The organism is Pseudomonas paraversuta (genome assembly GCF_904063065.1).
GTDB classification, from domain to species: domain Bacteria; phylum Pseudomonadota; class Gammaproteobacteria; order Pseudomonadales; family Pseudomonadaceae; genus Aquipseudomonas; species Aquipseudomonas paraversuta.
The window spans coordinates 332,544-357,113 of the sequence record NZ_CAJFCL010000004.1 but is presented as its reverse complement, the minus strand read 5'-3'; the positions used below and the strand labels follow the sequence as shown (position 1 = coordinate 357,113).

General features: G+C 59.0%; 19 protein-coding genes. 12 read left to right on the top strand and 7 right to left on the bottom strand.

Annotation, left to right across the window (positions count from 1 at the left end):
• Positions 1 to 32 precede the first annotated feature (32 nt).
• Positions 33 to 1,853, top strand: a complete 1,821-nt coding sequence (typA, locus tag JQ845_RS10455) for a translational GTPase TypA (protein WP_003438614.1) — start codon at positions 33 to 35, stop codon at positions 1,851 to 1,853.
• A gap of 1,036 nt (positions 1,854 to 2,889) precedes the next feature.
• On the opposite strand, the gene JQ845_RS10450 is transcribed toward typA, so the two are convergent.
• On the bottom strand, positions 2,890 to 3,327 hold the full coding sequence (locus JQ845_RS10450; protein WP_029612548.1) for a YkgJ family cysteine cluster protein: 438 nt from the start codon (positions 3,325 to 3,327) through the stop codon (positions 2,890 to 2,892).
• Between the two features lie 265 nt (positions 3,328 to 3,592).
• Here JQ845_RS10450 and JQ845_RS10445 point away from each other — a divergent pair, with 265 nt between their 5' ends.
• The 4 genes from JQ845_RS10445 (at position 3,593) to JQ845_RS10430 (ending at position 8,320) form a co-directional block, all read left to right on the top strand.
• Positions 3,593 to 6,040: a glycogen/starch/alpha-glucan phosphorylase gene (locus tag JQ845_RS10445; protein WP_003438630.1), complete on the top strand. Its 2,448-nt coding sequence runs from the start codon at positions 3,593 to 3,595 to the stop codon at positions 6,038 to 6,040.
• 234 nt (positions 6,041 to 6,274) lie between these two features.
• A complete protein-coding gene (locus tag JQ845_RS10440) occupies positions 6,275 to 7,285 on the top strand; it encodes a class 1 fructose-bisphosphatase (RefSeq protein WP_003438633.1) in 1,011 nt (336 codons plus the stop codon).
• A gap of 191 nt (positions 7,286 to 7,476) precedes the next feature.
• Positions 7,477 to 7,731 (top strand): outer membrane protein assembly factor BamE domain-containing protein, encoded by a 255-nt coding sequence (bamE, locus tag JQ845_RS10435; RefSeq protein WP_003438636.1) that lies wholly within the window; start codon positions 7,477 to 7,479, stop codon positions 7,729 to 7,731.
• Between the two features lie 19 nt (positions 7,732 to 7,750).
• The gene (locus JQ845_RS10430) at positions 7,751 to 8,320 is read left to right on the top strand and encodes a lipocalin family protein (protein ID WP_003438640.1); all 570 of its coding nucleotides are present in this window, start codon (positions 7,751 to 7,753) and stop codon (positions 8,318 to 8,320) included.
• A gap of 49 nt (positions 8,321 to 8,369) precedes the next feature.
• Here the strand turns inward: JQ845_RS10430 and JQ845_RS10425 are convergent, their stop codons facing one another.
• A complete protein-coding gene (locus JQ845_RS10425) occupies positions 8,370 to 9,758 on the bottom strand; it encodes a CYTH domain-containing protein (protein ID WP_203008959.1) in 1,389 nt (462 codons plus the stop codon).
• Positions 9,759 to 9,914: 156 nt separating this feature from the next.
• Here JQ845_RS10425 and argE point away from each other — a divergent pair, with 156 nt between their 5' ends.
• Together argE and argA are read left to right on the top strand one after the other, a co-directional pair.
• Positions 9,915 to 11,057 (top strand): acetylornithine deacetylase, encoded by a 1,143-nt coding sequence (gene argE / locus JQ845_RS10420; RefSeq protein WP_003438651.1) that lies wholly within the window; start codon positions 9,915 to 9,917, stop codon positions 11,055 to 11,057.
• Positions 11,058 to 11,213: 156 nt separating this feature from the next.
• The gene (gene argA / locus JQ845_RS10415) at positions 11,214 to 12,512 is read left to right on the top strand and encodes an amino-acid N-acetyltransferase (protein WP_003438654.1); all 1,299 of its coding nucleotides are present in this window, start codon (positions 11,214 to 11,216) and stop codon (positions 12,510 to 12,512) included.
• A gap of 54 nt (positions 12,513 to 12,566) precedes the next feature.
• Here argA and gshA read toward each other — a convergent pair whose 3' ends face one another.
• The 3 genes from gshA to JQ845_RS10400 form a co-directional block, all read right to left on the bottom strand.
• The gene (gene gshA, locus JQ845_RS10410; RefSeq protein WP_003438657.1) at positions 12,567 to 14,150 is read right to left on the bottom strand and encodes a glutamate--cysteine ligase; all 1,584 of its coding nucleotides are present in this window, start codon (positions 14,148 to 14,150) and stop codon (positions 12,567 to 12,569) included.
• A 206-nt stretch (positions 14,151 to 14,356) separates the two neighbouring features.
• Positions 14,357 to 14,740, bottom strand: a complete 384-nt coding sequence (locus JQ845_RS10405) for a PaaI family thioesterase (RefSeq protein WP_003438660.1) — start codon at positions 14,738 to 14,740, stop codon at positions 14,357 to 14,359.
• A complete protein-coding gene (locus tag JQ845_RS10400) occupies positions 14,737 to 17,061 on the bottom strand; it encodes a Tex family protein (RefSeq protein WP_203008958.1) in 2,325 nt (774 codons plus the stop codon). Before JQ845_RS10400 ends, JQ845_RS10405 begins: the two co-directional genes overlap by 4 nt.
• Before the next feature lie 357 nt (positions 17,062 to 17,418).
• On the opposite strand from JQ845_RS10400, the gene ompR reads away from it, so the two are divergent.
• On the top strand, positions 17,419 to 18,159 hold the full coding sequence (ompR, locus tag JQ845_RS10395; RefSeq protein ID WP_003438667.1) for an osmolarity response regulator transcription factor OmpR: 741 nt from the start codon (positions 17,419 to 17,421) through the stop codon (positions 18,157 to 18,159).
• A gap of 111 nt (positions 18,160 to 18,270) precedes the next feature.
• Entirely contained in the window at positions 18,271 to 19,584 is a 1,314-nt protein-coding gene (locus tag JQ845_RS10390) for an ATP-binding protein (protein ID WP_003438670.1), read from the top strand.
• A gap of 83 nt (positions 19,585 to 19,667) precedes the next feature.
• Here JQ845_RS10390 and rimK read toward each other — a convergent pair whose 3' ends face one another.
• Together rimK and rimB are read right to left on the bottom strand one after the other, a co-directional pair.
• Positions 19,668 to 20,573 carry a 30S ribosomal protein S6--L-glutamate ligase gene (gene rimK / locus JQ845_RS10385; RefSeq protein WP_003438671.1) on the bottom strand — a complete coding sequence of 302 codons (906 nt, stop codon included), beginning with the start codon at positions 20,571 to 20,573 and terminating at the stop codon, positions 19,668 to 19,670.
• Positions 20,570 to 21,052, bottom strand: coding sequence for a retropepsin-like aspartic endopeptidase RimB (gene rimB, locus JQ845_RS10380; protein ID WP_003438674.1), 483 nt, complete (start codon positions 21,050 to 21,052; stop codon positions 20,570 to 20,572). The genes rimK and rimB overlap by 4 nt, the downstream gene beginning before the upstream one ends.
• Before the next feature lie 256 nt (positions 21,053 to 21,308).
• Here rimB and JQ845_RS10375 point away from each other — a divergent pair, with 256 nt between their 5' ends.
• The 3 genes from JQ845_RS10375 (at position 21,309) to JQ845_RS10365 (ending at position 24,548) form a co-directional block, all read left to right on the top strand.
• Complete coding sequence (locus tag JQ845_RS10375; RefSeq protein ID WP_003438678.1) at positions 21,309 to 21,716, top strand: RNA-binding S4 domain-containing protein; 408 nt, start codon at positions 21,309 to 21,311, stop codon at positions 21,714 to 21,716.
• A gap of 208 nt (positions 21,717 to 21,924) precedes the next feature.
• The gene (gene hslO, locus JQ845_RS10370) at positions 21,925 to 22,827 is read left to right on the top strand and encodes an Hsp33 family molecular chaperone HslO (RefSeq protein ID WP_003438680.1); all 903 of its coding nucleotides are present in this window, start codon (positions 21,925 to 21,927) and stop codon (positions 22,825 to 22,827) included.
• A gap of 179 nt (positions 22,828 to 23,006) precedes the next feature.
• Positions 23,007 to 24,548, top strand: coding sequence for a phosphoenolpyruvate carboxykinase (locus JQ845_RS10365; protein WP_003438681.1), 1,542 nt, complete (start codon positions 23,007 to 23,009; stop codon positions 24,546 to 24,548).
• The last annotated feature ends 22 nt before the right edge of the window (positions 24,549 to 24,570 follow it).

Sequence of the window (24,570 nt, the reverse complement as noted above, 5' to 3'; positions counted from 1 at the left end):
AGCACACCGAATCCTCTGATCGAGATACACAAGTGATCGAAAATCTACGTAACATCGCCATCATTGCTCACGTTGACCACGGTAAAACCACCCTGGTAGACAAACTCTTGCGTCAATCCGGCACTCTGGAACGCGGCGAGCTCAACGACGAGCGCGTGATGGACTCCAACGACCAGGAAAAAGAGCGCGGCATTACCATTCTTGCCAAGAACACCGCTATCAACTGGAACGGCTACCACATCAACATCGTGGATACCCCGGGCCACGCCGACTTCGGCGGTGAAGTAGAGCGCGTGATGTCGATGGTTGACTCCGTTCTGCTGCTGGTTGACGCTCAAGACGGCCCTATGCCGCAAACCCGTTTCGTGACCAAGAAGGCTTTCGAAGCCGGCCTGCGTCCAATCGTGGTTATCAACAAGGTTGACCGTCCAGGCGCGCGTCCGGACTGGGTTCTGGATCAAATCTTCGACCTGTTCGACAACCTGGGTGCTACCGAAGAACAGCTGGACTTCAAAGTGGTTTACGCCTCTGCCCTGAACGGTATTGCTGGTCTTGACCACACCGACATGGCTGAAGACATGACCCCGCTGTACCAGGCGATTGTTGACCACGTTCCGGCTCCAAAAGTTGACCGTGACGGTCCTTTCCAGATGCAAATCTCGGCACTGGACTACAACAGCTTCCTGGGCATCATCGGCGTTGGCCGTATCGCTCGTGGTCGCGTCAAGCCGAACACCCAGGTTGTGGCTATCGATGCTGACGGCAAGCGCCGTAACGGTCGTATCCTGAAGCTGATGGGTCACCACGGTCTGCACCGTATCGACGTTGAAGAAGCAGCTGCCGGCGACATCGTCTGCATCAGCGGCTTCGACCAGCTGTTCATCTCCGACACTCTGTGCGACCCACTGAACGTCGAAGCGATGAAGCCGCTGACTGTTGACGAACCTACCGTTTCGATGACCTTCCAGGTTAACGACTCGCCGTTCTGCGGCCGTGAAGGCAAGTTCGTAACCAGCCGTAACATCAAGGAACGTCTGGACAAAGAACTGCTCTACAACGTTGCTCTGCGCGTTGAAGAAGGCGACACCGCTGACAAGTTCAAAGTGTCGGGTCGTGGTGAGCTGCACTTGTCGGTACTGATCGAAACCATGCGTCGCGAAGGCTTCGAAATGGGTGTTGGTCGTCCGGAAGTAATCATCCGCATGGTTGACGGCGTTAAGCACGAACCGTACGAAAACGTAACCATCGACCTGCCGGAAGAATCGCAGGGCGCAATCATGGAACAGATCGGTATCCGTAAAGGCGATCTGACCAACATGGTTCCGGATGGCAAGGGCCGTGTTCGTCTTGAATACAACATCCCTGCACGTGGCCTGATCGGTTTCCGTAACGAGTTCCTGACTCTGACTTCGGGCGCTGGCATCCTGACCTCGATCTTCGACCGTTACGACGTGATGAAGTCGGGCGACATGTCCGGCCGTCAGAACGGCGTTCTGGTTTCGGTTGCTACCGGTAAGGCTCTGACTTACTCGCTGGAAACCCTGCAGGCTCGCGGCAAACTGTTCCTGGGTCACGGTGAAGACGTGTACGAAGGTCAAATCGTCGGCATCAACAGCCGCGACAACGACCTGGGCGTTAACCCAACCAAAGGCAAGAAGCTCGACAACATGCGTGCTTCGGGTAAAGACGAAACCATCGCTTTGGTTCCGCCTATCCGCTTCACCCTGGAGCAAGCTCTGGAATTCGTTCAAGAAGACGAATTGTGCGAAGTGACTCCTAAGTCCATCCGTCTTCGTAAGAAGATCCTGGGCGAAAGCGAGCGTACCCGCGCCAGCAAGAAAAGCAGCAAATAAGCTATTTATTTAGCTGAATAAAAAACGCCCCCGGCCTTGCGGTCGGGGGCGTTTTTTTGTGTCCGGGATTTGGGTGCAGCGCAGGCCAGGGATGGGGCGGGTTGCAGAGTCAGCATCGCCGGCAAGCCGGCTCCCACAGGTAATGGGTGCAGTGCAGGCCTTGTGGGAGATGGCTTGCCAGGGATGGGGCGGGTTGCAGGGTCAGCATCGCCGGCAAGCCGGCTCCCACAGGTATTGGGTGCAGTACAGGCCAGGGATGGGGCAGGTTGCAGGGTCAGCATCGCCGGCAAGCCGGCTCCCACAGGTAATGGGTGCAGTGCAGGCCTTGTGGGAGCTGGCTTGCCAGGGATGGGGCGGGTTGCAGAGTCAGCATCGCCGGCAAGCCGGCTCCCACAGATATTGGGTGCAGTGCAGGCTTTGTGGGAGCTGGCTTGCCAGCGATGGGGCGGGTTGCAGGGTCAGCATCGCCGGCAAGCCGGCTCCCACAGATATTGGGTGCAGTGCAGGCCTGATGGGAGATTGCTTGCCAGGGATGGGGCGGGTGCAGAGTCAGCATCGCCGGCAAGCCGGCTCCCACAAGTATCGGGTGCAGCGCAGGCCTTGTGGGAGCTGGCTTGCCAGGGATGGGGCGGGTTGCAGAGTCAGCATCGCCGGCAAGCCGGCTCCCACAGATATTGGGTGCAGTGCAGGCTTTGTGGGAGCTGGCTTGCCAGCGATGGGGCGGGTTGCAGGGTCAGCATCGCCGGCAAGCCGGCTCCCACAGATATTGGGTGCAGTGCAGGCCTGATGGGAGATTGCTTGCCAGGGATGGGGCGGGTGCAGAGTCAGCATCGCCGGCAAGCCGGCTCCCACAGGTATTGGGTGCAGTGCAGGCCTTGTGGGAGCTGGCTTGCCAGCGATGGGGAAGGTGCAGGGTAAGCATCGCCGGCAAGCCGGCTCCCACAGGTAATGGGTGCAGTGCAGGCCTTGTGGGAGCTGGCTTGCCAGCGATGGGGCAGGTTGCAGGATTATCATCGCCGCAAGCCGCCCCTTCGGGTTAAAACACCATCAGCTTCTCGCTGCTGTTTTTGCGTTCAACCGCTTTGGGCACATAGGCGCAATAACCCGGGCGCGGGCCTATCCGCGGGTGATTGCGGCAAGTGTCCGGGCGCTTTTCGTAAATGGTGCACATGCGCGACTTGCGATCCAGGTACAGGCAGTCGTTATTGCTCATGCGCTGCAGGGTGAAAATCCCGGACTTCTGGTTGAAGCGCTCCACGATCCCTTCTTTCTGCAGGCGCTTGGCGATGTTCTTCGGCGGATCGCCCATCTCGAACTCATCGACGATGCCGATACGGATCAGGTCTTTGATCTTGACCTCCACCGGCAGCGTGCAGCAGCTGGAAATGCAGGAGCCGCACATGGGCGCGGAGTATTTGGCCCAGGTATCGATACGGTCGATTTCCGCGGCGGCGATCAGGTTGGACTTCATCAGGCTTGTTTTCCGGCGTGCATCAGGGCGCGCGATCATACCGGGGTTGGTGAATCTGTGAACAACCATTTGCCGGTTTTTCGATCAGGGCCATGTTTTAAGGCGCCCTTTCTCGTATGCGCATCGTTTTGGGGCAATGTTCATTTCGTCAGTTTTTTTTATGGAAACCGCCATAAAAGCCCGAATCAAAGCGTTTAGTTCCTGTCGAAAGGTCTAGGCTGGATCCACCCGTTCTTCAAATCGCTCCATCTCGCTCGAGGTTGTATCGATGCCCCAGGAACCGCTTGTTCGTGACGCACAGGTGGCGGCTTTTCGGGCCGCCGTAGTAGCCAAACTGACTTACGCGGTGGGCAAGGACCCGGAACACGCGTTTGACCATGACTGGTTTGAAGCCATTGCACTGGCTGCCCGCGACCATATGGTCGAGCACTGGATGGACCACACGCGGCAGATTTATCGCAAGGATCAGAAGCGGGTGTATTACCTGTCGCTGGAGTTTCTGATCGGTCGCCTGCTTTATGACAGCCTGAACAATCTGGGGCTGCTGGAGGTGGCGCGTGAGGCGATGACCGGGCTTGGGGTCGATCTGGAACGTATCCGCCTGCTGGAGCCCGATGCGGCGCTTGGCAACGGCGGGCTGGGTCGGCTGGCTGCCTGTTTCATGGAAAGCATGTCCACCCTGAGCGTTGCCGCCCACGGCTACGGCATCCGTTATGAACACGGACTGTTCCGCCAGAGCATCGTCGACGGCTGGCAGCAAGAGCAAACCGAGAACTGGCTGGACTTCGGCAACCCGTGGGAGTTTGAGCGCGCCGAAGTGACGTACTTGATAGGTTTTGGCGGAGCGGTTGAAACCCGGCAGGATGAACACGGCCAGTCACGCCAGGTCTGGGAACCCAGCGAGACGGTGCGGGCCATCGCCTATGACACACCCGTCGTCGGCTGGCGCGGTGCCAGTGTCAACACCTTGCGCCTGTGGCGGGCCAGGGCCCTGCATGACTTGAACCTGGGGCGTTTCAACGCCGGTGACCATTTGGGTGCAGTGGCCGAGGTGGTGCGTGCCGAAAGCATCTCCCGTGTGCTGTATCCGGCAGACAGCAACGAGGCCGGGCAGGAGCTGCGCTTGCGCCAGGAGTTTTTCTTTGTCTCGGCTTCGCTGCAGGATCTGTTGCGCAGACACCTGCACGTTCACGACACGCTGCTGAATCTGGCCGAGCATGTTTCCATCCAGCTCAACGACACCCATCCCTCGATCGCTGTTGCGGAACTGATGCGCATCCTGGTTGATGAACACGGCATCGAGTGGCCGACGGCCTGGAAAGTCACCGTCGATACCTTGTCGTACACCAATCACACCCTGCTCCCCGAAGCGCTTGAAACCTGGCCTGTGGGGTTGATGGAACGCATGTTGCCGCGTCATATGCAGATCATCTACTTGATCAACGGCTATCACATCGACTCGCTGCGCAACCAGGGGGTGCATGATTTCGATGTGCTGCGTGCCGTGTCCCTGATTGAAGAAGAGCATGGCCGCCGGGTGCGGATGGGCAATCTGGCGTTTCTCGGTTCCCACAGTGTCAACGGCGTTTCCGGACTGCACACGCAGTTGATGCGCAGCACGGTGTTCTCCGAGTTGCACAAGCTTTACCCGGACCGGATCAACAACAAGACCAATGGCGTTACCTTCCGCCGCTGGCTGTTTCAGGCCAATCCGCCATTGACCGTGATGCTGGTTAACGCGCTGGGGCCTGATGTCCTCGATGAAACCGAGCACAAGCTGATCAAGCTGGAGCCTTTTGCCGAGCGCGCAGATTTTCGCAAGCAATTCGCCGAGCAGCGTCTGCAAAGCAAATGCACGTTGGCAGCGCTCATATATGAGCGGCTGGGGGTGGTGGTCAATCCTGAAGCGATGTTCGATGTGCAGGTCAAACGGATTCACGAGTACAAGCGCCAACTGCTCAACCTGTTGCACACCGTTGCGCTGTACCAGGCCATTCGTGCCGAACCGGGCAACCACTGGGTACCCCGGGTCAAGATTTTCGCGGGCAAGGCGGCGGCCAGTTATGAGCAGGCCAAGCTCATCATTAAACTGGCCAATGATATTGCCCGTACTGTGAACAACGACCCGACCGTGCGCGGCCTGCTCAAAGTGGTATTTATCCCCAACTACAACGTCAGCCTGGCCGAGAGCATCATTCCGGCAGCTGACTTGTCCGAGCAGATATCCACTGCGGGCTATGAGGCATCGGGCACTAGCAATATGAAGTTCGGTCTCAACGGGGCGCTGACCATCGGCACCATGGACGGAGCCAACGTGGAAATGTGCGAACGGGTGGGGGCCGATAACATGTTTATTTTCGGCCTCAGTGCGGAGCAGGTCGAAGCCCGCAAGCGTAATGGCGAGTTTCACGCCGGGCCCGATATTGCAGCCTCACATCGACTTGATGATGTATTGCAGGCCATACGCGGCGGGGTCTTCTCCCACGATGACCCGGCGCGATACACCGGTTTTGTCGATTCGCTGATTGATTACGACCGGTTTCTGGTCTGTGCCGATTTCGATGCGTACTGGGCGGCCCAGATGCGGGTCGAAACCCTGTGGCATGACACGGACGCCTGGTGGCGCAAGGCGGTACTGAACACGGCGCGCATGGGCTGGTTCTCCTCGGACCGGACCATTCGCGAGTATGCGACTGAAATCTGGAAAGCCATGTAGAGCGCTTGCAGTCGCTGCCGCAGGCTGCGATCGAGACCGCCGGGCCCGTGCTTTCAAGAGCCAGGCCCCTGCGGGACGTATCGCAGCCTGCGGCAGCGGCTACAGATTTTTGCCTGATTTAAGGATTCAGCTGAACCCGCTCGGCCGGTTCTGAGTCTGATTAGAAGATTTGCACGGCAACACGCGTTAAACTGCGCGGGTTTTTCGCCCCCTCCCCATTGTTCGGAGCCTTACATGTCCCGCGTTACCCTGAGTCGCTATTTGATCGAGCAGACCCGCAGCAACAACACTCCTGCTGATTTGCGTTTCCTCATCGAAGTGGTGGCGCGTGCTTGCAAAGAGATCAACCACGCCGTGTCTAAAGGCGCCCTGGGTGGTGTTCTGGGCAGCATGGGCACTGAAAACGTACAAGGTGAAGTGCAGAAGAAACTCGACGTGATTTCCAACGAAATCCTGCTCGAAGCCAACGAATGGGGCGGTCACCTGGCCGGCATGGCGTCCGAAGAAATGGACAATGCCTACCAGATTCCGGGCAAATACCCGAAAGGCGCCTACCTGCTGGTTTTCGACCCGCTGGACGGTTCGTCGAACATCGACATCAACGCGCCGGTCGGCACTATCTTCTCGGTACTGCGTTGCCCGAACGAATATCTGACCCAGAACGAGCCTTTGAATGAAAAGGCCTTCCTGCAGCCAGGTACACAACAGGTAGCGGCCGGTTATGCCATTTACGGCCCTCAGACCATGCTGGTACTGACCCTGGGTGACGGCGTCAAAGGCTTCACTCTGGATCGCGAAATGGGCAGCTTCGTGCTGACCCACGAAGACATCACCATTCCTGAAACCACTCAGGAATTCGCCATCAACATGTCCAACCAGCGTCACTGGGAAGCTCCGGTACAGCGCTACGTCGACGAGTTGCTGGCTGGCGAAGAAGGGCCGCTGGAAAAGAACTACAACATGCGCTGGGTTGCCGCGATGGTTGCCGACGTACACCGGATCCTGACCCGTGGCGGTCTGTTCATGTACCCGCGCGACAGCCGCGAGCCGTCCAAGCCGGGTAAATTGCGTCTGATGTACGAAGCCAACCCGATGTCGTTCCTGGTGGAGCAGGCGGGTGGTGCGTCCACTGACGGCCACCAGCGCATCCTCGACATCCAGCCGGAAGGCCTGCACCAACGTGTAGCAGTGTTCCTGGGTTCGAAAGAAGAAGTGGCGCGCGTGACCTCGTACCACGCCAAGTAAAACCCCGCGTTACCCTCCTGTAGGAGCGAGCCTGCTCGCGAGCTTTTCAAAACAGCTCGCGAGCAAGCTCGCTCCTACAGTTGTTTCCGGCCCTGGAACAAATCCCCCGCCCTCCGGGAACCACCCCGCACTTTTCTCTTCTAAGCTTGCATCAGGCGGCTCGGCCGACTTTCTCAATCAGGAGCTTTTCCATGAAGTTGCGTTCTTTGGCGATGTTGTCGTTCTGCGTTTTGCTGGCGGCATGCAGCAAGGTCAATCAGGAAAATTACGCAAAACTGTCGGCCGGCATGACCAAGGCCGAGGTCGAAAAACTCTTGGGTAGCCCGACCGATTGTTCCGGCGCACTGGGTATGTCGAGCTGCACCTGGGGTGACAAGACCAGCTTTATCAGCGTGCAATATGCGGGCGATAAAGTACTGATCTTCTCGGGTCAGGGTCTGAAGTAAGGACTAAGGAGCGTTTGCGATGAAAGGTCTTTTAGCTTCGCTCGGCGCTGCGCTGCTGTTGGCCGGATGCGCCACTTCCGACACTGATTCGTTGGCCCCCAAAACCGTCGAAAGCGTCGATCTCAAGCGTTATCAGGGCACCTGGTACGAACAGGCAAGGTTGCCGATGTTCTTCCAGCGCAACTGTGCACAATCCGAGGCGCACTACAGTCTCAAGCCGGACGGTAACGTTGCAGTACTGAACCGTTGCCGGACTGCAGAAGGCAAGTGGGAAGAAGCCACGGGCACAGCGACGCCCCAGGTTGCGGGGAAAACCGACAAGCTGTGGGTCGAGTTCGACAACTGGGTGTCATCCCTGCTGCCGGGGGTGACCAAGGGCGATTACTGGGTGTTGTACCTGGGGGATGGCTACAGCACGGCGCTGGTGGGTAATCCGGACCGGCGTTATTTGTGGCTGCTGTCACGCAAGCCGCAGATCGATCAGCAAACCCGTGAGGAGTTGCTGAACAAGGCTCAACAACAGGGCTATGACACCACACGGTTGATCTGGCGTACCCCTGACGCGGACATGCCCAAAGGCACGAAGTAGGGCTGCAGCTGCAGGAGCGAGCAAGCTCGCTCCTGCAGGGGCCGGGTACTTAGCCGCGCAGCAGGGTTTTCCAGGCGCGGTTCTGGTACACCGCAATCGCTTGCTGCTTGCGAGCGTTGAGCAGCAAGTCGTTGCTCTCGGCATCTTCAGAGATTGGCTGGTTGGCCAGTTCCTGCAGTTTGTTCATTTCGCCGTACAAACGATCGATTTCCGGGATTTCCAGCACGTTACGCGCCAGGCGCAGCCATGCCTGAATCCGTTCGATGCGTGGCAGTTGCTCGGCCAGATCTTCGGGTTGTTGCTGGTAGCGGTTCAGACGCAGGGCGATGGCTTCGTCCGACAGCAGGCGCGGCAACCAGCTGGCCAGCTGCGCAGCACCCTGGCGATTACCACGGGTTGTGCCGCGATCAATGGTCCAGCTGCGGGCCATCAACCAGCGCGAGGTGTTCAGCGAGAACTGACCCCAGCGTGGATCTTCCAGCTCTTCCAGGAACTGCTCCGGCGCGGCTTTACGCACGTCTTCGTCGTCCTGGCCGATTTGTACCAGCGGGCGCCAGTCTTCAAGCAAGGCATCGAGTTCGGCACGCAACGCGCTGGTGGATTGACGTGGTGCGGCCTGACCCAGGCTGCTGACCAGTGCCCGCAGGTCAGTCAGTTGCTGAACCCAGTCTTGCAGCAAACGCCAGTGGCCATTGAAACGGTACTGCTCGGCCAGACGCTGGCTGCTGCCCAACAGGTGCCAGGCCAGCGCAGCAAAGGCGTCGTCCAGCGGTGTTTGCGGGGTCAGAACAGGTGCCGGCAGGCTGACGGCATAGCTGTTGGCGTCGAACAGGCGATAGCCGCGTTCTGCCTTGCTGATGTCGCATGGCATCAGGGCCAGCTTCTCGGCCAGCTCGGCTGCCAGTTCCAGCAATGCAGCCGGCTCGCCTTCGCGCAGTTCGAGTTCCAGCTCGCAGATTTCTTCTTTCTGCTTGCCGGCAATCACGTGGCCGAAGTCCAGCGCCGCTTCGATCACGACCTTGGCTTTGCCGCGGCCCCAGGAAATTTCAGCGCGTTCGCGGACAAAATCTGTGGTGAAGATCGGTTTCAGGGTTTTCTTGTCCAGCTCGGCCAACTCTTCGGGCCAGCATTCGCCGTCGAGTTTTTTGGTGTCGAGCTTGGCTTTCGCCAGCTTCCAGTCGTATTCGTTACGCTCCGACAGCCCGGCAATGCTCTGGCCGCGGGTCTTGAGGGTCTGGATAACTTCTTCGCCATCACGGCGCAGGCGCAGGGCAACCTTGGCCTTGGACAGGTCGCGCTCAGGCGTGTCGAAGTACTGGTTCAACAACTCACGGCTTTCCCAGCCACTTTTGTTGCGCTTTTTCAGCAGTGGGTGCTCGCGCAAGGCGGCGAGGGTTTCGCGGCTGACGCGGAGTTTGATTTCAGTTTCTTTTTGCATGGCCGGAAAATCCAGGATCGGTGCGCAGCCGGGAAAAGTGTGGCTGCCAAGGCCGTGCAGTGTACAGGACAAGCCGCCCCGGCGCGTCGCACGGGTTTATTCTGCCTGCTGGATGGCTCTATGATGGGCCTCGCCCAGCCAACAGGAAGTCAGCGCATGCCTTTACCTTCCATGAAAGAGCAGTTCGCTGCCTTGATCGGCACCGCGTCGGTCAGTTGCACCCAGCCCCATCTGGATCAATCCAATCGAGGGGTGATCGACTTGCTGGCGACCTGGCTCGCCGAGCTGGGTTTCAACTGCGATATCCAGCAGGTCAATCCGGGCAAGTTCAATTTGCTCGCCAGCTTTGGCAGCGGCCCCGGCGGGCTGGTACTGGCGGGGCATAGCGACACCGTGCCCTACGACGAAGCGCTGTGGCAGACCGATCCACTGAAGCTGACGGAAGTCGACAATCGCTGGGTAGGCCTTGGCAGTTGTGACATGAAAGGTTTTTTTGCGCTGGTGATCGAGGCTGTGCGTCCGCTGCTTGATCAGCCGTTCAAACAGCCACTGCTGATTTTGGTCACGTGCGACGAAGAAACGTCGATGGCAGGCGCCCGGGCATTGGTCGAAGCCGGACGTCCCCTCGGGCGCGCTGCCGTGATCGGGGAGCCTACCGGGCTCAAGCCGATCCGCATGCACAAGGGCGTGATGATGGAACGCATCGATATTCTGGGGCGCAGCGGCCATTCATCGGACCCTGACCTGGGCCACAGTGCGCTGGAAGCCATGCACGATGCCATCAGCGAGCTTAAAGGCCTGCGCCAGCAATGGCTCAACGAGTTTCGCAACCCGCAGTTCAGCGTGCCGCAACCGACCCTGAACTTTGGCTGCATTCACGGTGGCGACAATCCCAACCGGATTTGCGGTCAGTGTTCGCTGGAGTTTGACCTGCGGCCTTTACCGGGCATGAACCCGAACGAGCTGCGGGCAATCATTCGCAGCAAGCTGCAGCCTTTGGCGGAGCGGCATCAAGTGCAGATCGACTTCGCGCCGATTGCCGGTGGTGTGCCGCCATTTGAACAGGCTGCCGACGCTGAATTGGTGCGGGTAGCCGAGCGCCTCACCGGGCATCGCGCGCAAGCAGTGGCGTTTGGTACCGAAGCGCCTTATCTTCAGCAACTTGGCTGCGAAACCATAGTGCTGGGCCCCGGCGACATCGCCTGCGCCCATCAACCGGGAGAACACCTGGAAATGTCACGTTTGCAGCCGACAGTTCGTCTATTGAGTCAGCTGATCGGACACTATTGCCTGACCTAGCAAAAAGGTGGGGGCTGGCAAGCCAGCTTCTCGCCATTTCCATACACAAGGAGAACACGCGTGTTGCCAAGTATGTTTCGACGATAACCACCAGCCCGTTGTGCGTTCGCTGTTTTTGCCCTTTTCAGGCTGCTCATTTTTTTACAGGCTCTGGTTATGCACGATTACGTTAACTGGCTGCGTCATGCTTCCCCTTACATCAATGCTCACCGCGACTGCACATTCGTCGTCATGCTCCCCGGCGACGGTGTGGCGCATTCCAATTTTGGCAACATAGTTCACGACCTGGTGCTGTTGCACAGCCTGGGCGTGCGGCTGGTGCTGGTCCATGGCTCGCGCCCGCAAATCGAAAGCCGGCTTGAAGCCCGTGGCCTTGTGCCGCGTTACCACCAAGGCATGCGCATTACCGATGCGCCGACCCTGGAGTGTGTAATCGACGCCGTCGGCCAGCTGCGAATTGCCATTGAAGCGCGCCTGTCGATGGACATGGCCTCTTCGCCGATGCAGGGTTCACGCCTGCGGGTGGCGAGCGGCAACCTGGTCACGGCGCGCCCGATCGGTGTGCTCGAGGGTGTGGATTATCATCACACCGGCGAAGTGCGCCGGGTCGACCGCAAGGGCATCAACCGCCTGCTGGACGAGCGCTCGATCGTGCTGTTGTCACCGTTGGGCTACTCGCCGACAGGGGAGATTTTCAACCTGGCTTGCGAAGACGTCGCTACCCGCGCCGCTATCGACCTGGGGGCTGACAAGCTGCTGTTGTTCGGTGCCGAATCGGGCCTGCTCGACGAGACCGGGCATCTGGTCCGTGAGTTGCGTCCGCAACAGGTACCGGCGCACATGAAGCGTCTGGGTAGCGATTACCAGGCCGAACTGCTGGAGGCGGCTGCCGAGGCCTGCAGTGGCGGCGTGGCCCGTAGCCATATCGTCAGCTACGCCGAAGATGGCGCGTTGCTGACCGAACTGTTTACCCGCCACGGCGGCGGTACGCTGGTGGCCCAGGAACAATTCGAAGTGACCCGCGAAGCGGCGATTGAAGACGTGGGTGGTTTGCTCGACCTGATCAGCCCGCTGGAAGAGCAGGGCATTCTGGTACGCCGCTCGCGCGAAGTGCTGGAGCGCGAGATCGAGCAGTTCAGTGTGGTTGAGCGTGAAGGCATGATCATCGCCTGTGCGGCGCTGTATCAGATTGCCGATTCGGATGCGGGGGAGCTGGCGTGTCTGGCGGTGAATCCTGAGTATCGCCATGGCCGTCGTGGCGACGAGCTGCTGGAACGCATCGAAAACCGTGCCCGCGCCCAGGGGCTAAAAACCCTGTTCGTGCTGACCACCCGCACGGCCCACTGGTTCCGCGAACGTGGCTTTGAGCCGAGCAGCGTCGAGCGACTGCCGGCAGCGCGTGCGTCGCTGTACAACTTTCAGCGTAATTCCAAGATATTCGAGAAGGCGCTGTAACCCGCGCTCCCTCACCCCGGCCCCGTCTCAAAGGACAGGGTCGGGTAAGGGTTTTTAGTTACTGATTGCCAGAATGCTCGCCTGATACGAGGCGACGAACAAATCAAAATCCCCGACTTCGTTCTGTTCCAGTTCGGTTTGCTGTACCAGCGAACTGCGGGCCTTTTCTTCGAATGCAGCCTGATCTTCAGCACTCAGCGGTTCGTTACGGAAGAACTCGGCATGGGCCAGGCTTTGGCGCATCGAGAACTGGGAGAAGCTTTCCTTGTGCTCGATCATGCTGGCCAGGACTTTGGCTGAAGGCGTCAGTGACACGTCATTGACCTTCGCCAGCTGTTCGTCCAGCGCCTTGCTGTGGGCGTCGCCGCCATGGCTTGCATCGAGCAGTGCGGCCAGTGGCGCAATCTGTTCCAGCAGTTCTGCCGCCCATTCCTTCATGTCGACCGGCTGGCCATTGCGCTGCAATTGCAGGCCCGGACGGCGACCTTCCTTGACCACGCTGAGGAAGTTCGATGAGCAATCACTGCAGGTCGTAGTGTCGAATTGCGGGCTTTCCTGGAACGCGCAATACAGCAGGAACGCATCCAGAAAACGTGCTTCAGGCAAATCGATGCCCACGGGCAGGAACGGGTTGATGTCGAGCAAGCGCACTTCAACATACTGCACGCCACGGGACACCAGGGCCTGAATCGGCCGTTCGCCGGTGTAGGTCACGCGCTTGGGGCGGATGTTGGAGTAGTACTCGTTTTCGATTTGCAGGATGTTGGTATTGAGCTGCACCCATTCGCCATCTTTGTGGGTGCCGATCTCGACATAGGGCGCGTAAGGCGTGGCCACAGCTTTGCGCAGGCTGTCGGTGTAGCTGTTGAGGTCGTTGTAGCAGGGCGTCAGACCGGCCTGGGCGTTGCTCTGGTAGCCCAGGTCGCTCATGCGCAGGCTGGTGGCGTAGGGCAGGTACAGCGTATCGGCATCCAGCTGTTCCAGCTGATGGGAACGGCCGCGCAGGAAACCCGCATCCAGCGCAGGGGAAGCGCCAAACAGGTACATCAGCAGCCAGTTGTAACGACGGAAATTACGAATCAACGCGATGTAGGCGTTGGACTGGTAGTCGCGATCGGTGCCAACAAAGCCTTCATCCTTCATCAGCACCGGCCACAGTGTTTCAGGCAGGGAGAAGTTGTAATGAATGCCGGCGATGCACTGCATGGTCTTGCCGTAACGCAGGGCCAGGCCCTTGCGGTACACGTACTTGAGCTGTCCGATGTTGGAGGTGCCGTAGTAGGCAATCGGAATATCTTCTTCGGCCGGCAACGGGCACGGCATCGAAGGACTCCACAGGTACTCGTTGCCGAGTTTGCTGTAGGCAAAACGGTGAATCTTGTCGAGGCTGGCCAGCGTCTCTGCCGGATCAGGCAGGGCCGGGGTGATGAACTCCAGCAGCGACTCGGAATAGTCGGTGGTGATTTGATCGTTGGTCAGTGCCGAGCCCAGTTCTTCGGGGTGCGGGGTCTGCGCCAGGCGGGCATTGGCCGTAACGCGCAGGCATTCGCGCTCGATACCGTGCAGGCACTGCTCCAGCAGTGAGAGGTTAGCGCGCTCGCTGAGCAGAGCCAGGCGGCGGTTGAGAAGTTGGCTCAAGTTGGATTCCTTCACGCGTCAGTCGCCCCAATATGGGGGTGGTCAGGACGGTCTACAAGGGTGAAGTTGAAACTGGCGTTGTCGCCTGGCTTGTAATGTGTCGCCCGTCTTTGTTTCGGTCCCGGCGCTTCAAGCGAATTCCGGCACTGCATCGGGGCCTGTTGCCCCTTGCAGCGCCGAAATTAACTCAATTCACCTGCCGGCGGCTACAGGACGGCGAAGGTGCCTTGGGCTTTCGCCACCAGTTTGTCGCCTTGCAGCACGTCTGCCTCGACGACCAGGGTGCGCCTTCCGGGGTGAATGACTTTGGCGATGCACAGTACTTCGCCTTCGGACACTGCCCGGATGTAGTTGATTTTGCACTCGATGGTCACGCTCTGCTGGTCAAAGCCATGGACGCTGGAACACGCCAGCCCCATGCTGATATCCACCAGGCTGAACAAAACCCCGCCGTGCAGTTTGCCGCCCCGGTTGCGCAGTTGCGGTTCCAGGCTTAGTGCAACCTGCGCAATACCGTCTTGCACCGACTGCACGCGGCAACCGATCAGCTCGCTGAAGGCGCTTTGGGTCAGGCCGTCGGGGAGCGTCATGGGCGTTTTTTCAGCTGTTTGGCGTTGGCAAACAGCGATGCCATCGCGTTATTGGCCGGGGCCGCAGCCACGGTTTCCTTACGCGGCGCAGTGTTTTGCTGGCGCGGTGCCGAACCCGGACGCGCGCCACGAGCCCCGTCGATCTTCTCGCCGGGGGTGTCGCTCATGCGCATCGACAGACCCACGCGTTTACGTGGAATGTCGATTTCCATGACCTTGACCTTGACCACGTCACCGGCTTTTACGGCTTCACGCGGGTCCTTGATGAATTTCTCGGACAGGGCCGAAATATGCACCAGGCCGTCCTGATGGACGCCGATATCGACGAAGGCACCGAAGTTGGTCACGTTGGTCACCACGCCTTCCAGAATCATCCCCAGTTGCAGGTCCTTGAGGTCTTCGACGCCTTCCTGGAACTCGGCAGTCTTGAACTCGGGACGCGGATCGCGGCCAGGTTTCTCCAGCTCCTGGAGAATGTCGGTGACGGTCGGCAGGCCGAAGGTTTCGTCAGTGAATTTCTTCGGATCAAGACGCTTGAGAAAGCTCGCGTCGCCGATCAGCGAGCGAATGTCGCGCTCGGTGTCCGAGGCAATGCGCTTGACCAGCGGGTAGGCCTCGGGGTGAACCGCAGAAGCGTCCAGCGGGTTGTCGCCATTCATTACCCGCAGGAAACCGGCAGCCTGTTCGAAGGTTTTTTCGCCCAGACGGCTGACTTTTTTCAGTGCCGCGCGGGTTTTGAACGCGCCGTTTTCATCGCGATGGCTGACGATGTTTTGCGCCAGTGTGGCATTGAGCCCCGAGATGCGGGCCAGCAGCGCCACCGATGCGGTGTTCACGTCAACGCCCACGGCGTTTACGCAGTCTTCAACCACGGCGTCCAGGCCGCGTGCCAGCTTGAGCTGGGATACGTCGTGCTGGTACTGGCCGACACCGATGGATTTAGGATCGATTTTCACCAGCTCTGCCAGCGGATCCTGCAGGCGGCGGGCAATCGACACCGCGCCACGGATCGATACGTCGAGGTCGGGGAATTCCTTGGCGGCCAGTTCTGACGCCGAGTACACCGAAGCACCGGCTTCAGACACCATCACTTTGGTGACTTTCAGGGCCGGGTATTTTTTGATCAGGTCAATCACCAGCTTGTCGCTTTCGCGGCTGGCGGTACCGTTACCGATGGCGATCAGTTCGACCGAGTGCTTGGCGCACAGGGCGGCCATGACGGCGATGGTTTGATCCCACTTGTTGTGCGGCACGTGCGGGTACACGGTGGCGTATTCGAGCATTTTGCCGGTGGCATCGACCACGGCAATCTTGCAGCCGGTACGCAGGCCCGGGTCCAGGCCCAGGGTTGCGCGCGGGCCGGCAGGTGCGGCCAGCAGCAAGTCATGCAGGTTGTGGGCGAACACGTTGATGGCTTCGGTTTCTGCCCCGTCGCGCAACTCACCCAGCAAGTCTGTTTCAAGGTGGGTGTAAAGCTTGACCTTCCAGGTCCAGCGCACCACTTCGCCCAGCCATTTGTCAGCCGGGCGGTTCTGGTTTTGCAGGCCGAAACGCTCGCTGATCATCATTTCGCCGGGGTGCATGGTGCCCGGCAGCTCTTCGCCGACTTTAAGCGATGAGCTGAGAATGCCTTCGTTGCGGCCACGGAAAATCGCCAGCGCGCGGTGCGACGGCATGCTTTTGAGCGGCTCGTCGTGTTCGAAGTAATCGCGGAACTTGGCGCCTTCCTCTTCTTTGCCGGGAATCACCCGGGCGCTGAGGATCGCTTCCTGTTTCAGGAAACTGCGCAGTTTATCCAGCAGGCTGGCGTCTTCGGCGAAGCGCTCCATGAGGATGTACTTGGCGCCGTCGAGTGCGACCTTGACGTCTGCCACGCCTTTTTCAGCATCGACAAAACGTGCTGCTTCGATTTCAGGGGTTTGCGTCGGGTCGTTGAACAGGCCGTCTGCCAGTTCACCCAGGCCCGCTTCCAGGGCGATCTGACCCTTGGTGCGGCGCTTCTGTTTGTACGGCAGGTACAGGTCTTCAAGGCGGGTCTTGGTCTCGGCGAGTTTGATGTCGCGGGCCAGTTCCGGGGTTAATTTGCCTTGTTCTTCGATGCTGGCGAGGATGCTGATACGCCGTTCGTCGAGTTCACGCAGGTAGCGCAGGCGTTCTTCCAGATGACGTAACTGGGTGTCATCCAGGCTGCCGGTCACTTCCTTACGGTAGCGGGAAATGAAGGGTACGGTGGAGCCTTCATCCAGAAGCGCGACGGCCGCTTCGACCTGCTGCGGGCGCACGCCAAGTTCTTCGGCGATGCGGCTGTTGATGCTGTCCATAAAACCACCTGACAAATTGTGAAGCAGGCTCGCATGCCCGGGTTTCTTGGCTTGCGAGGCTGGTTGAGCGACCTTAACGGGGCCGCTGCCTGGGCCAAAAGGGCGGCCTGTTGACCCGCGAAATCAGCACATTACGCCAGGACTTGAAAAAATAAATTCTGGCGCGATCTTTGAAAATCCAAGGTTGCCCGACACAAAAGGCGGCGCATTATAACCAGCGTTCCCGAATTCAGGGGGCTACGCTACGGCGCACATTGGTCTGCGTGCTGTTCGCGGAGGAAAAATCTGCTAACAATGCACTCCATGCGCATGACAGCAGCTAAGCCATAATGCGCGCCGAGATCACAGGAGCATCTAATGAGCAGCATTGCACAAGCGGCAGAAGGCGAAAAAATTCTCATCGTTGACGACGATCCGGGGCTGAGCAGCCTGCTGGAACGTTTCTTCGTCAGCAAGGGCTATCGCGCCCGCGCTGTGCCGAACGTGGAACAAATGGACCGTTTGCTGGCCCGCGAGGTATTCAACCTGGTGGTGCTGGACCTGATGCTGCCCGGTGAAGACGGGCTGTCCGCTTGCCGCCGCCTGCGTGCTGCGGGCAACCGTGTGCCGATCATCATGCTGACCGCCAAAGGTGACGAACTGAGCCGCATCAAGGGCCTGGAACTGGGCGCGGACGATTATCTGGCCAAGCCGTTCAACCCTGACGAGCTGATGGCGCGGGTGCGTGCGGTATTGCGTCGTCAGGCAGCGCCGGTACCGGGTGCACCGGGCAGCGAAGACGAAAGCGTTACCTTCGGTGATTACGAGTTGTCGCTGGCAACCCGCGAACTCAAGCGTGGCGATGAAGTTCACATGCTCACCACCGGCGAGTTCGCCGTGCTTAAAGCGCTGGTCATGCATGCCCGCGAGCCGTTGACCCGCGACAAGCTGATGAACCTGGCCCGTGGCCGTGAATGGGATGCCCTGGAGCGTTCCATCGACGTTCAGATTTCCCGCTTGCGCCGCATGATCGAACCTGACCCGTCCAAACCGCGCTATATCCAGACTGTCTGGGGCGTAGGCTATGTGTTCGTGCCGGACGGCAACGCGACCAAGTGACGGATCATTTGTAGGAGCGAGCCTTTCCGGTACCCGGATGCCCGAAGGCTCGCGATTCCAAATTTTGCGAGCCTCACAACTCGCTCCTGCAAAGTGTTAAGACGGCTGTCTATGAAAACCCCTCTGTGGTTCCCCCAAAGTTTTTTCTCCCGCACCCTGTGGCTGGTCCTCATTGTCGTACTGTTCTCCAAGGCCCTGACCCTGGTTTATCTGCTGATGAACGAAGACATGCTGGTCGACCGCCAGTACAGCCATGGCGTGGCTTTGACCCTGCGCGCTTATTGGGCTGCCGATGAAGAAAATCGCGAAAAAATTGCCGATGCGGCCGGTTTGATCCGGGTGGTCGGCGGTGGCGTACCTGAAGGCGAGCAGCACTGGCCGTACAGTGAGATTTATGAGCGCCAGATGCAGGCAGAGCTGGGTGCCGATACCGAAGTTCGCTTGCGCATGCATGCGCCGCCCGCGCTGTGGGTACGTGCCCCGAGCCTTGGCGATGGCTGGCTGAAAGTGCCGCTGTACCCGCATCCGTTACGCGGACAGAAAATCTGGAGTGTGCTGGGCTGGTTCCTGGCCATCGGCCTGCTATCGACGGCGTCGGCATGGATATTCGTCAGTCAGCTCAACCAGCCGCTCAAGCGTCTGGTTTATGCCGCCCGGCAACTGGGGCAGGGGCGCAGTGTACGGCTGCCGATCAGTGATACACCGAGCGAAATGACCGAGGTGTACAGCGCCTTCAATCAAATGGCAGAAGATGTGGAACAGGCTGGCCGTGAACGCGAGCTGATGCTCGCCGGGGTGTCCCACGACCTGCGAACGCCTTTGACCCGCTTGCGCCTGTCTCTGGAGCTGATGGGCAACCACAGCGACCTGTCCGACGACATGGTGCGCGACATTGAAGATATGGACGCGATTCTTGATCAGTTCCTGGCCTTTATCCGTGACGGGCGCGATGAGCCGGTCGAAGAGGTCGATTTGTGTGAACTGATTCGCGAAGTCGTGGCGCCTTACAACCAGAACGAACATCAAGTGAGTTTGCGCCTGCAGCCGATTCAGCCGTTTGCGCTGCGTCGGGTCTCGATGAAGCGCTTGCTCAATAACCTGATCGGCAATGCCTTGCACCATGCGGGGGATAACGTGGAAGTGGCCGCCTACGTCTCCGGCGACACCAGTGCGCCGTATGTGGTGCTGAGTGTGATGGACCGGGGGGCGGGCATCGACCCTTCAGAGCTTGAAGACATCTTCAATCCGTTTATCCGCGGTGACCGTGCGCGTGGCGGCAAGGGGACAGGTTTGGGCCTTGCCATCGTCAAGCGCATCGCCTCCATGCACGGCGGCAATGTTGAACTGCGTAACCGTGCCGGCGGAGGCCTTGAGGCCCGGGTGCGATTGCCGCTGGGCCTGATGTTGCCCAGAGGGGCGGTTTAAAGCCTTCGACCTGTCTGCAGGAGCGAGCTTCTAACCGCTCGCGAGCAAGCTCGCTCCTGCAGAGTTGTCAGGGGTGGCTGCTTTCAACCTTTCCCTTTGGTCCGGGTCATGTGCGGCGTGCTGTTTTTTTCCAGATGCTCAATGATAAGCCCGGCCACATCCTTGCCGGTGGTGGTTTCGATCCCCTCCAGCCCGGGCGAGGAATTCACCTCCAGCACCAGCGGGCCGTGGTTGGAGCGCAGGATATCGACCCCGGCCACACTCAACCCCATGACCTTGGCCGCACGAATGGCGGTCATGCGTTCTTGCGGGGTGATCTTGATCAGGCTGGCACTGCCTCCGCGGTGCAGGTTGGAGCGGAATTCACCGGGCTTGGCCTGGCGCTTCATGGCCGCAATCACCTTGTCACCCACCACGAAGCAGCGGATATCCGCACCGCCGGCTTCCTTGATGTACTCCTGCACCATGATGTTCTGTTTGAGGCCCATGAAAGCCTCGATCACAGACTCGGCCGCGGTGGCGGTTTCACACAACACCACGCCGATACCCTGGGTGCCTTCCAGTACCTTGATCACCAGCGGTGCACCATTGACCATCTCGATCAGGTCCGGAATATCATCCGGCGAGTGGGCAAAGCCTGTCACGGGCAAGCCCAGGCCGCGGCGCGACAACAGTTGCAGCGAGCGCAACTTGTCTCGCGAGCGGGCGATTGCCACCGATTCGTTGAGCGGGAAAACCCCCATCATTTCGAACTGGCGCAATACCGCGCAGCCATAAAACGTGACTGACGCACCAATGCGCGGGATCACCGCATCAAAGCCTTCCAGCGGCTTGCCGCGGTAATGGATCTGCGGCTTATGACTGGCAATGTTCATATAGGCGCGCAGGGTATCGATCACTACCATTTCATGGCCTCGTGCGATACCGGCTTCAACCAGACGACGAGTGGAATACAGACGCGGGTTACGCGACAGCACAGCGATCTTCATGCAACACCTGTGGCAGAGGTAGTAGTGACCGGAAACACCGGCTTGTCTTGTACGTATTTAAGCTCTGGATTGACCACCAACTGGCCGTCGATCAGCGCTTTTGAGCCCAGCAGCAAGCGGTAACGCATGGATTTGCGGCAGGCGAGGGTGAACTCCACCGACCACACCCGATCACCCAGTGCCAGACCGGTGCGGATCACATAACGCACCTGGGTATGGCCGTTGGAGCTTTTAATGGTTTTTATCGCCACCAGCGGCGCTTCGCACCGGCGGTGGCGTAGTTGTACCAGCGTTCCCAAATGGGCATTGAAACGTACCCACTCGACACCATCACGCACAAACGGCTCGATTTCAGTGGCGTGCAGGCTGGAGGTACTGGCACCGGTGTCGATTTTCGCCCGCAGGCCCGCGACTCCCAGATCGGGAAGCGCCACCCACTCGCGCAGACCGACAACGGTCAAATGGTCAAAAGTCTTCAATATAAGTAACCGGCGATTAACGTATCCAGGCCGCAGGGCAGACCCTGCAGGTAAAACAATCGGCGAACGCCGATTCGAAAGCATAAAGTCGGTATTCACGCAGAATATCCGGTAAATGGCGACAGTTATCTGCGCGTACGCTGTGCTGTGTTTTCAGCACAGGTATTGCAGCAGACGGAATTCTATCGAGCGGGTTCCTTCTTTGGATCATCAAAAGACGTAGTACAGTTCCGAATATCTGGTGAAGGGGGTTCCAATGGCGCAGAAACAGGAAGAGGACGACAAGGTCCGTCTGGACAAGTGGCTATGGGCTGCACGTTTTTACAAGACCCGTGCATTGGCCAAGACCGCCATTGAGAGCGGCAAGGTGCACTGCCGTGGTGAGCGCTGCAAACCGAGCAAAGAGCCACGGATTGGCGACGAGCTGCAAATCCGTGTAGGGCTCGAAGAGCGTACTGTAGAGGTCAAAGCCTTGTCGGTGGTGCGCCGCGGCGCTCCTGAAGCGCAACTGCTGTACGCCGAAACCGGGCAGAGCATTGCCAAGCGCGAAAGCCTGGCAGCGATGCGAAAATCGGGGGCGATGGGCATTATCAGCGATGGTAAACCAACCAAGAAACAACGCCGCCAGTTGCATCAGTTTCATGATTCTGGCGCCGCGGATTAGCTCTGTGCCCTATATCAATCCTTGTGGGAGCCTGGCTCCCCCAAGGGCTGCCTGGCCGTCAATGGCTCACCGACCGTGCGTCGTGTCTGGCTAGCCGGGGGCTTGTAACCATTCATGTGTGACGCCATATAGGGCTATTAGCCTTAATATCTGCAGTCTGTTTACAGGCTCGAACACATTTAGTAACCACTTTTAGAATCTTATTCCTATGTCCGACTTAAACAAAACCGATGCCACCCAACGCTTCATGTTCGACACCTGTGATGCCCGCGGCGAGCTGGCTTCGCTGGAGCACAGTTACGCTGAAGTGCTGGCCAAACATAATTATCCGCTGCCGGTCCAGCAGTTGCTGGGTGAGCTGATGGCAGCGGCTGCGTTGCTGGTGGGCAACCAGAAAATCGATGGTCTTCTGAGCCTGCAGGCGCGCTCTGAAGGTCCGGTACCGCTGCTGATGATCGAGTGCACCAGCGACCGTGAAATTCGCGGTATTGCCCGTTTCGACGCCGAGCGGATTGCCCCGGATGCGACCCTTGCAGACCTGCTGCCCAACGGCGTACTGGCCATTACTATCGATCCGACCGTTGGCAAGCGTTACCAGGGCATTGTGGATCTGAACGGCGAAACCCTGGCGGATTGTTTCACCAACTACTTTGTCATGTCCGAGCAAGTGCCGACCCGCTTCTGGCTGGTCGCGGATGGCAAACGTGCCCGCGGCATGTTCCTGCAGCAACTGCCGGCCGACAAAACCAAAGATGAAGATGAGCGCGTAGACAGCTGGAACACATTGCTGGCGCTGGGCGATACCCTCAAGGCTGAAGAATTGTTGAGTCTGGACAACGAAACCATCCTGCATCGCCTGTACCACGAAGAAACCGTGCGCCTGTTTGACGACGAAACCGTTGTTTTCAAATGCAGCTGCTCCCGTGAGCGCTCGGGCACTGCATTGACCAGCCTGGGTCTTGAAGATGCGCAGAATCTGGTCACCGAACATGGCGGCCATATCGAAATCGACTGCCAGTTCTGCAATGAGCGCTACCTGTTCGATGCTGCCGATGTGGACCAATTGTTCTCCGGTGCCGGTGTAAAGTCGCCTTCCGACACTCATCACTAAAACGTTTCAGCCCAGGTGAAACACCTGTCAAACCCCGTTCTTGCGCGGTTCTGACAGGTGGGCCCTACTTTTTTTGGGCATTTCTGGCATAATCCGCCCCACTTTTTTCGCGGTAGTAGTGCAAACTTTTCTACTACAAAACGTTTGGCGCACTCGGCCAATGGCCGACGGGGAACCTCATGACGCAAGCTAATAACGCCGTGTACACCGATCTGAGCATCGACGATCTGGTCAAAGAAGCCCTGAGCCGTGGTGAAGGCGAGCTTGCCGACAATGGCGCACTGGTAGTTAAAACAGGCCACCGTACAGGCCGTTCGCCAGCTGACCGCTTCATTGTTGAAGAGCCTACTACTCAGGCTGCCATTGCCTGGGGCGCGATCAACCGCAAGTTCCCGGCTGACAAGTTCGATGCTCTGTGGGACCGCGTCGAGGCGTTCAACAATGCGCAGGAACACTTCGTTTCCCACGTTCATGTAGGTGCTTCCGAAGACCACTACCTGGCCGTGAAGATGACCACCCAGACTGCCTGGCAGAACCTGTTCGGTCGTTGCCTGTTCATCAACCCGGCTCAGTACAACCCGGCCGGTCGTGAAGAATGGCAAGTGCTCAATGTGGCCAACTTCGAATGCGTGCCAGAGCGTGACGGCACCAACTCCGACGGTTGCGTGATCCTCAACTTCGCCCAGAAAAAAGTGCTGATCGCCGGTATGCGTTACGCCGGTGAAATGAAGAAAGCCATGTTCTCGGTACAGAACTTCCTGTTGCCGGCTGCCGACGTGCTGCCGATGCACTGCGCCGCCAACATCGGTGAAGCAGGCGACGTGACTCTGTTCTTCGGCCTGTCCGGCACCGGTAAAACCACCCTGTCCGCCGATGAAAGCCGTTACCTGATCGGTGACGACGAACACGGCTGGGGCGAAGGCGTGGTGTTCAACATCGAAGGCGGTTGCTATGCCAAGTGCATCGACCTGTCCGAGAAGAACGAGCCGGTTATCTGGAAAGCCATCAAGCACGGTGCGGTGCTGGAAAACGTTGTCATCGACGACGCCAAGCACCCTGACTATGCCGACGTCAGCCTGACCCAGAACAGCCGCGCAGCCTACCCGCTGGAGCACGTTGCCAAGCGTTCCGAGAAGAACCTGGGCGGCGAGCCAAACGCTGTGATCTTCCTGACCTGCGACCTGACTGGCGTACTGCCTCCGGTTTCGATCCTCAGCGAAGAGCAGGCGGCTTACCACTTCCTGTCCGGCTACACCGCGCTGGTGGGCTCGACTGAAATGGGTTCGGGCAGCGGCATCAAGTCGACTTTCTCCACCTGCTTCGGCGCACCGTTCTTCCCGCGTCCGGCTGGCGAATACGCAGAGCTGCTGATCAAGCGCATCCGTGGCTTCGGCTCCAAGGTTTACCTGGTTAACACCGGCTGGACCGGCGGCGGCTACGGCGTTGGCAAGCGTTTCAACATCCCGACTACCCGCGGCGTGATTGCAGCGATCCAGAGCGGCGCTCTGATCGGTGCAGAAACCGAGCACCTGGACACCATCAACCTCGACGTGCCATTGACCGTACCGGGCGTTGACACCGAGCTGCTCAACCCGCGTAACACCTGGGCTGACAAAGCTGCCTACGACGAAGCTGCCAAAGCCCTGGCCGGCCTGTTCGTAGAGAACTTCAAGAAGTTCGACGTCAGCGACGCGATCAAGGCTGCCGGCCCTAAGCTGTAAGCTTGCGGTCAGCTGTTTGATC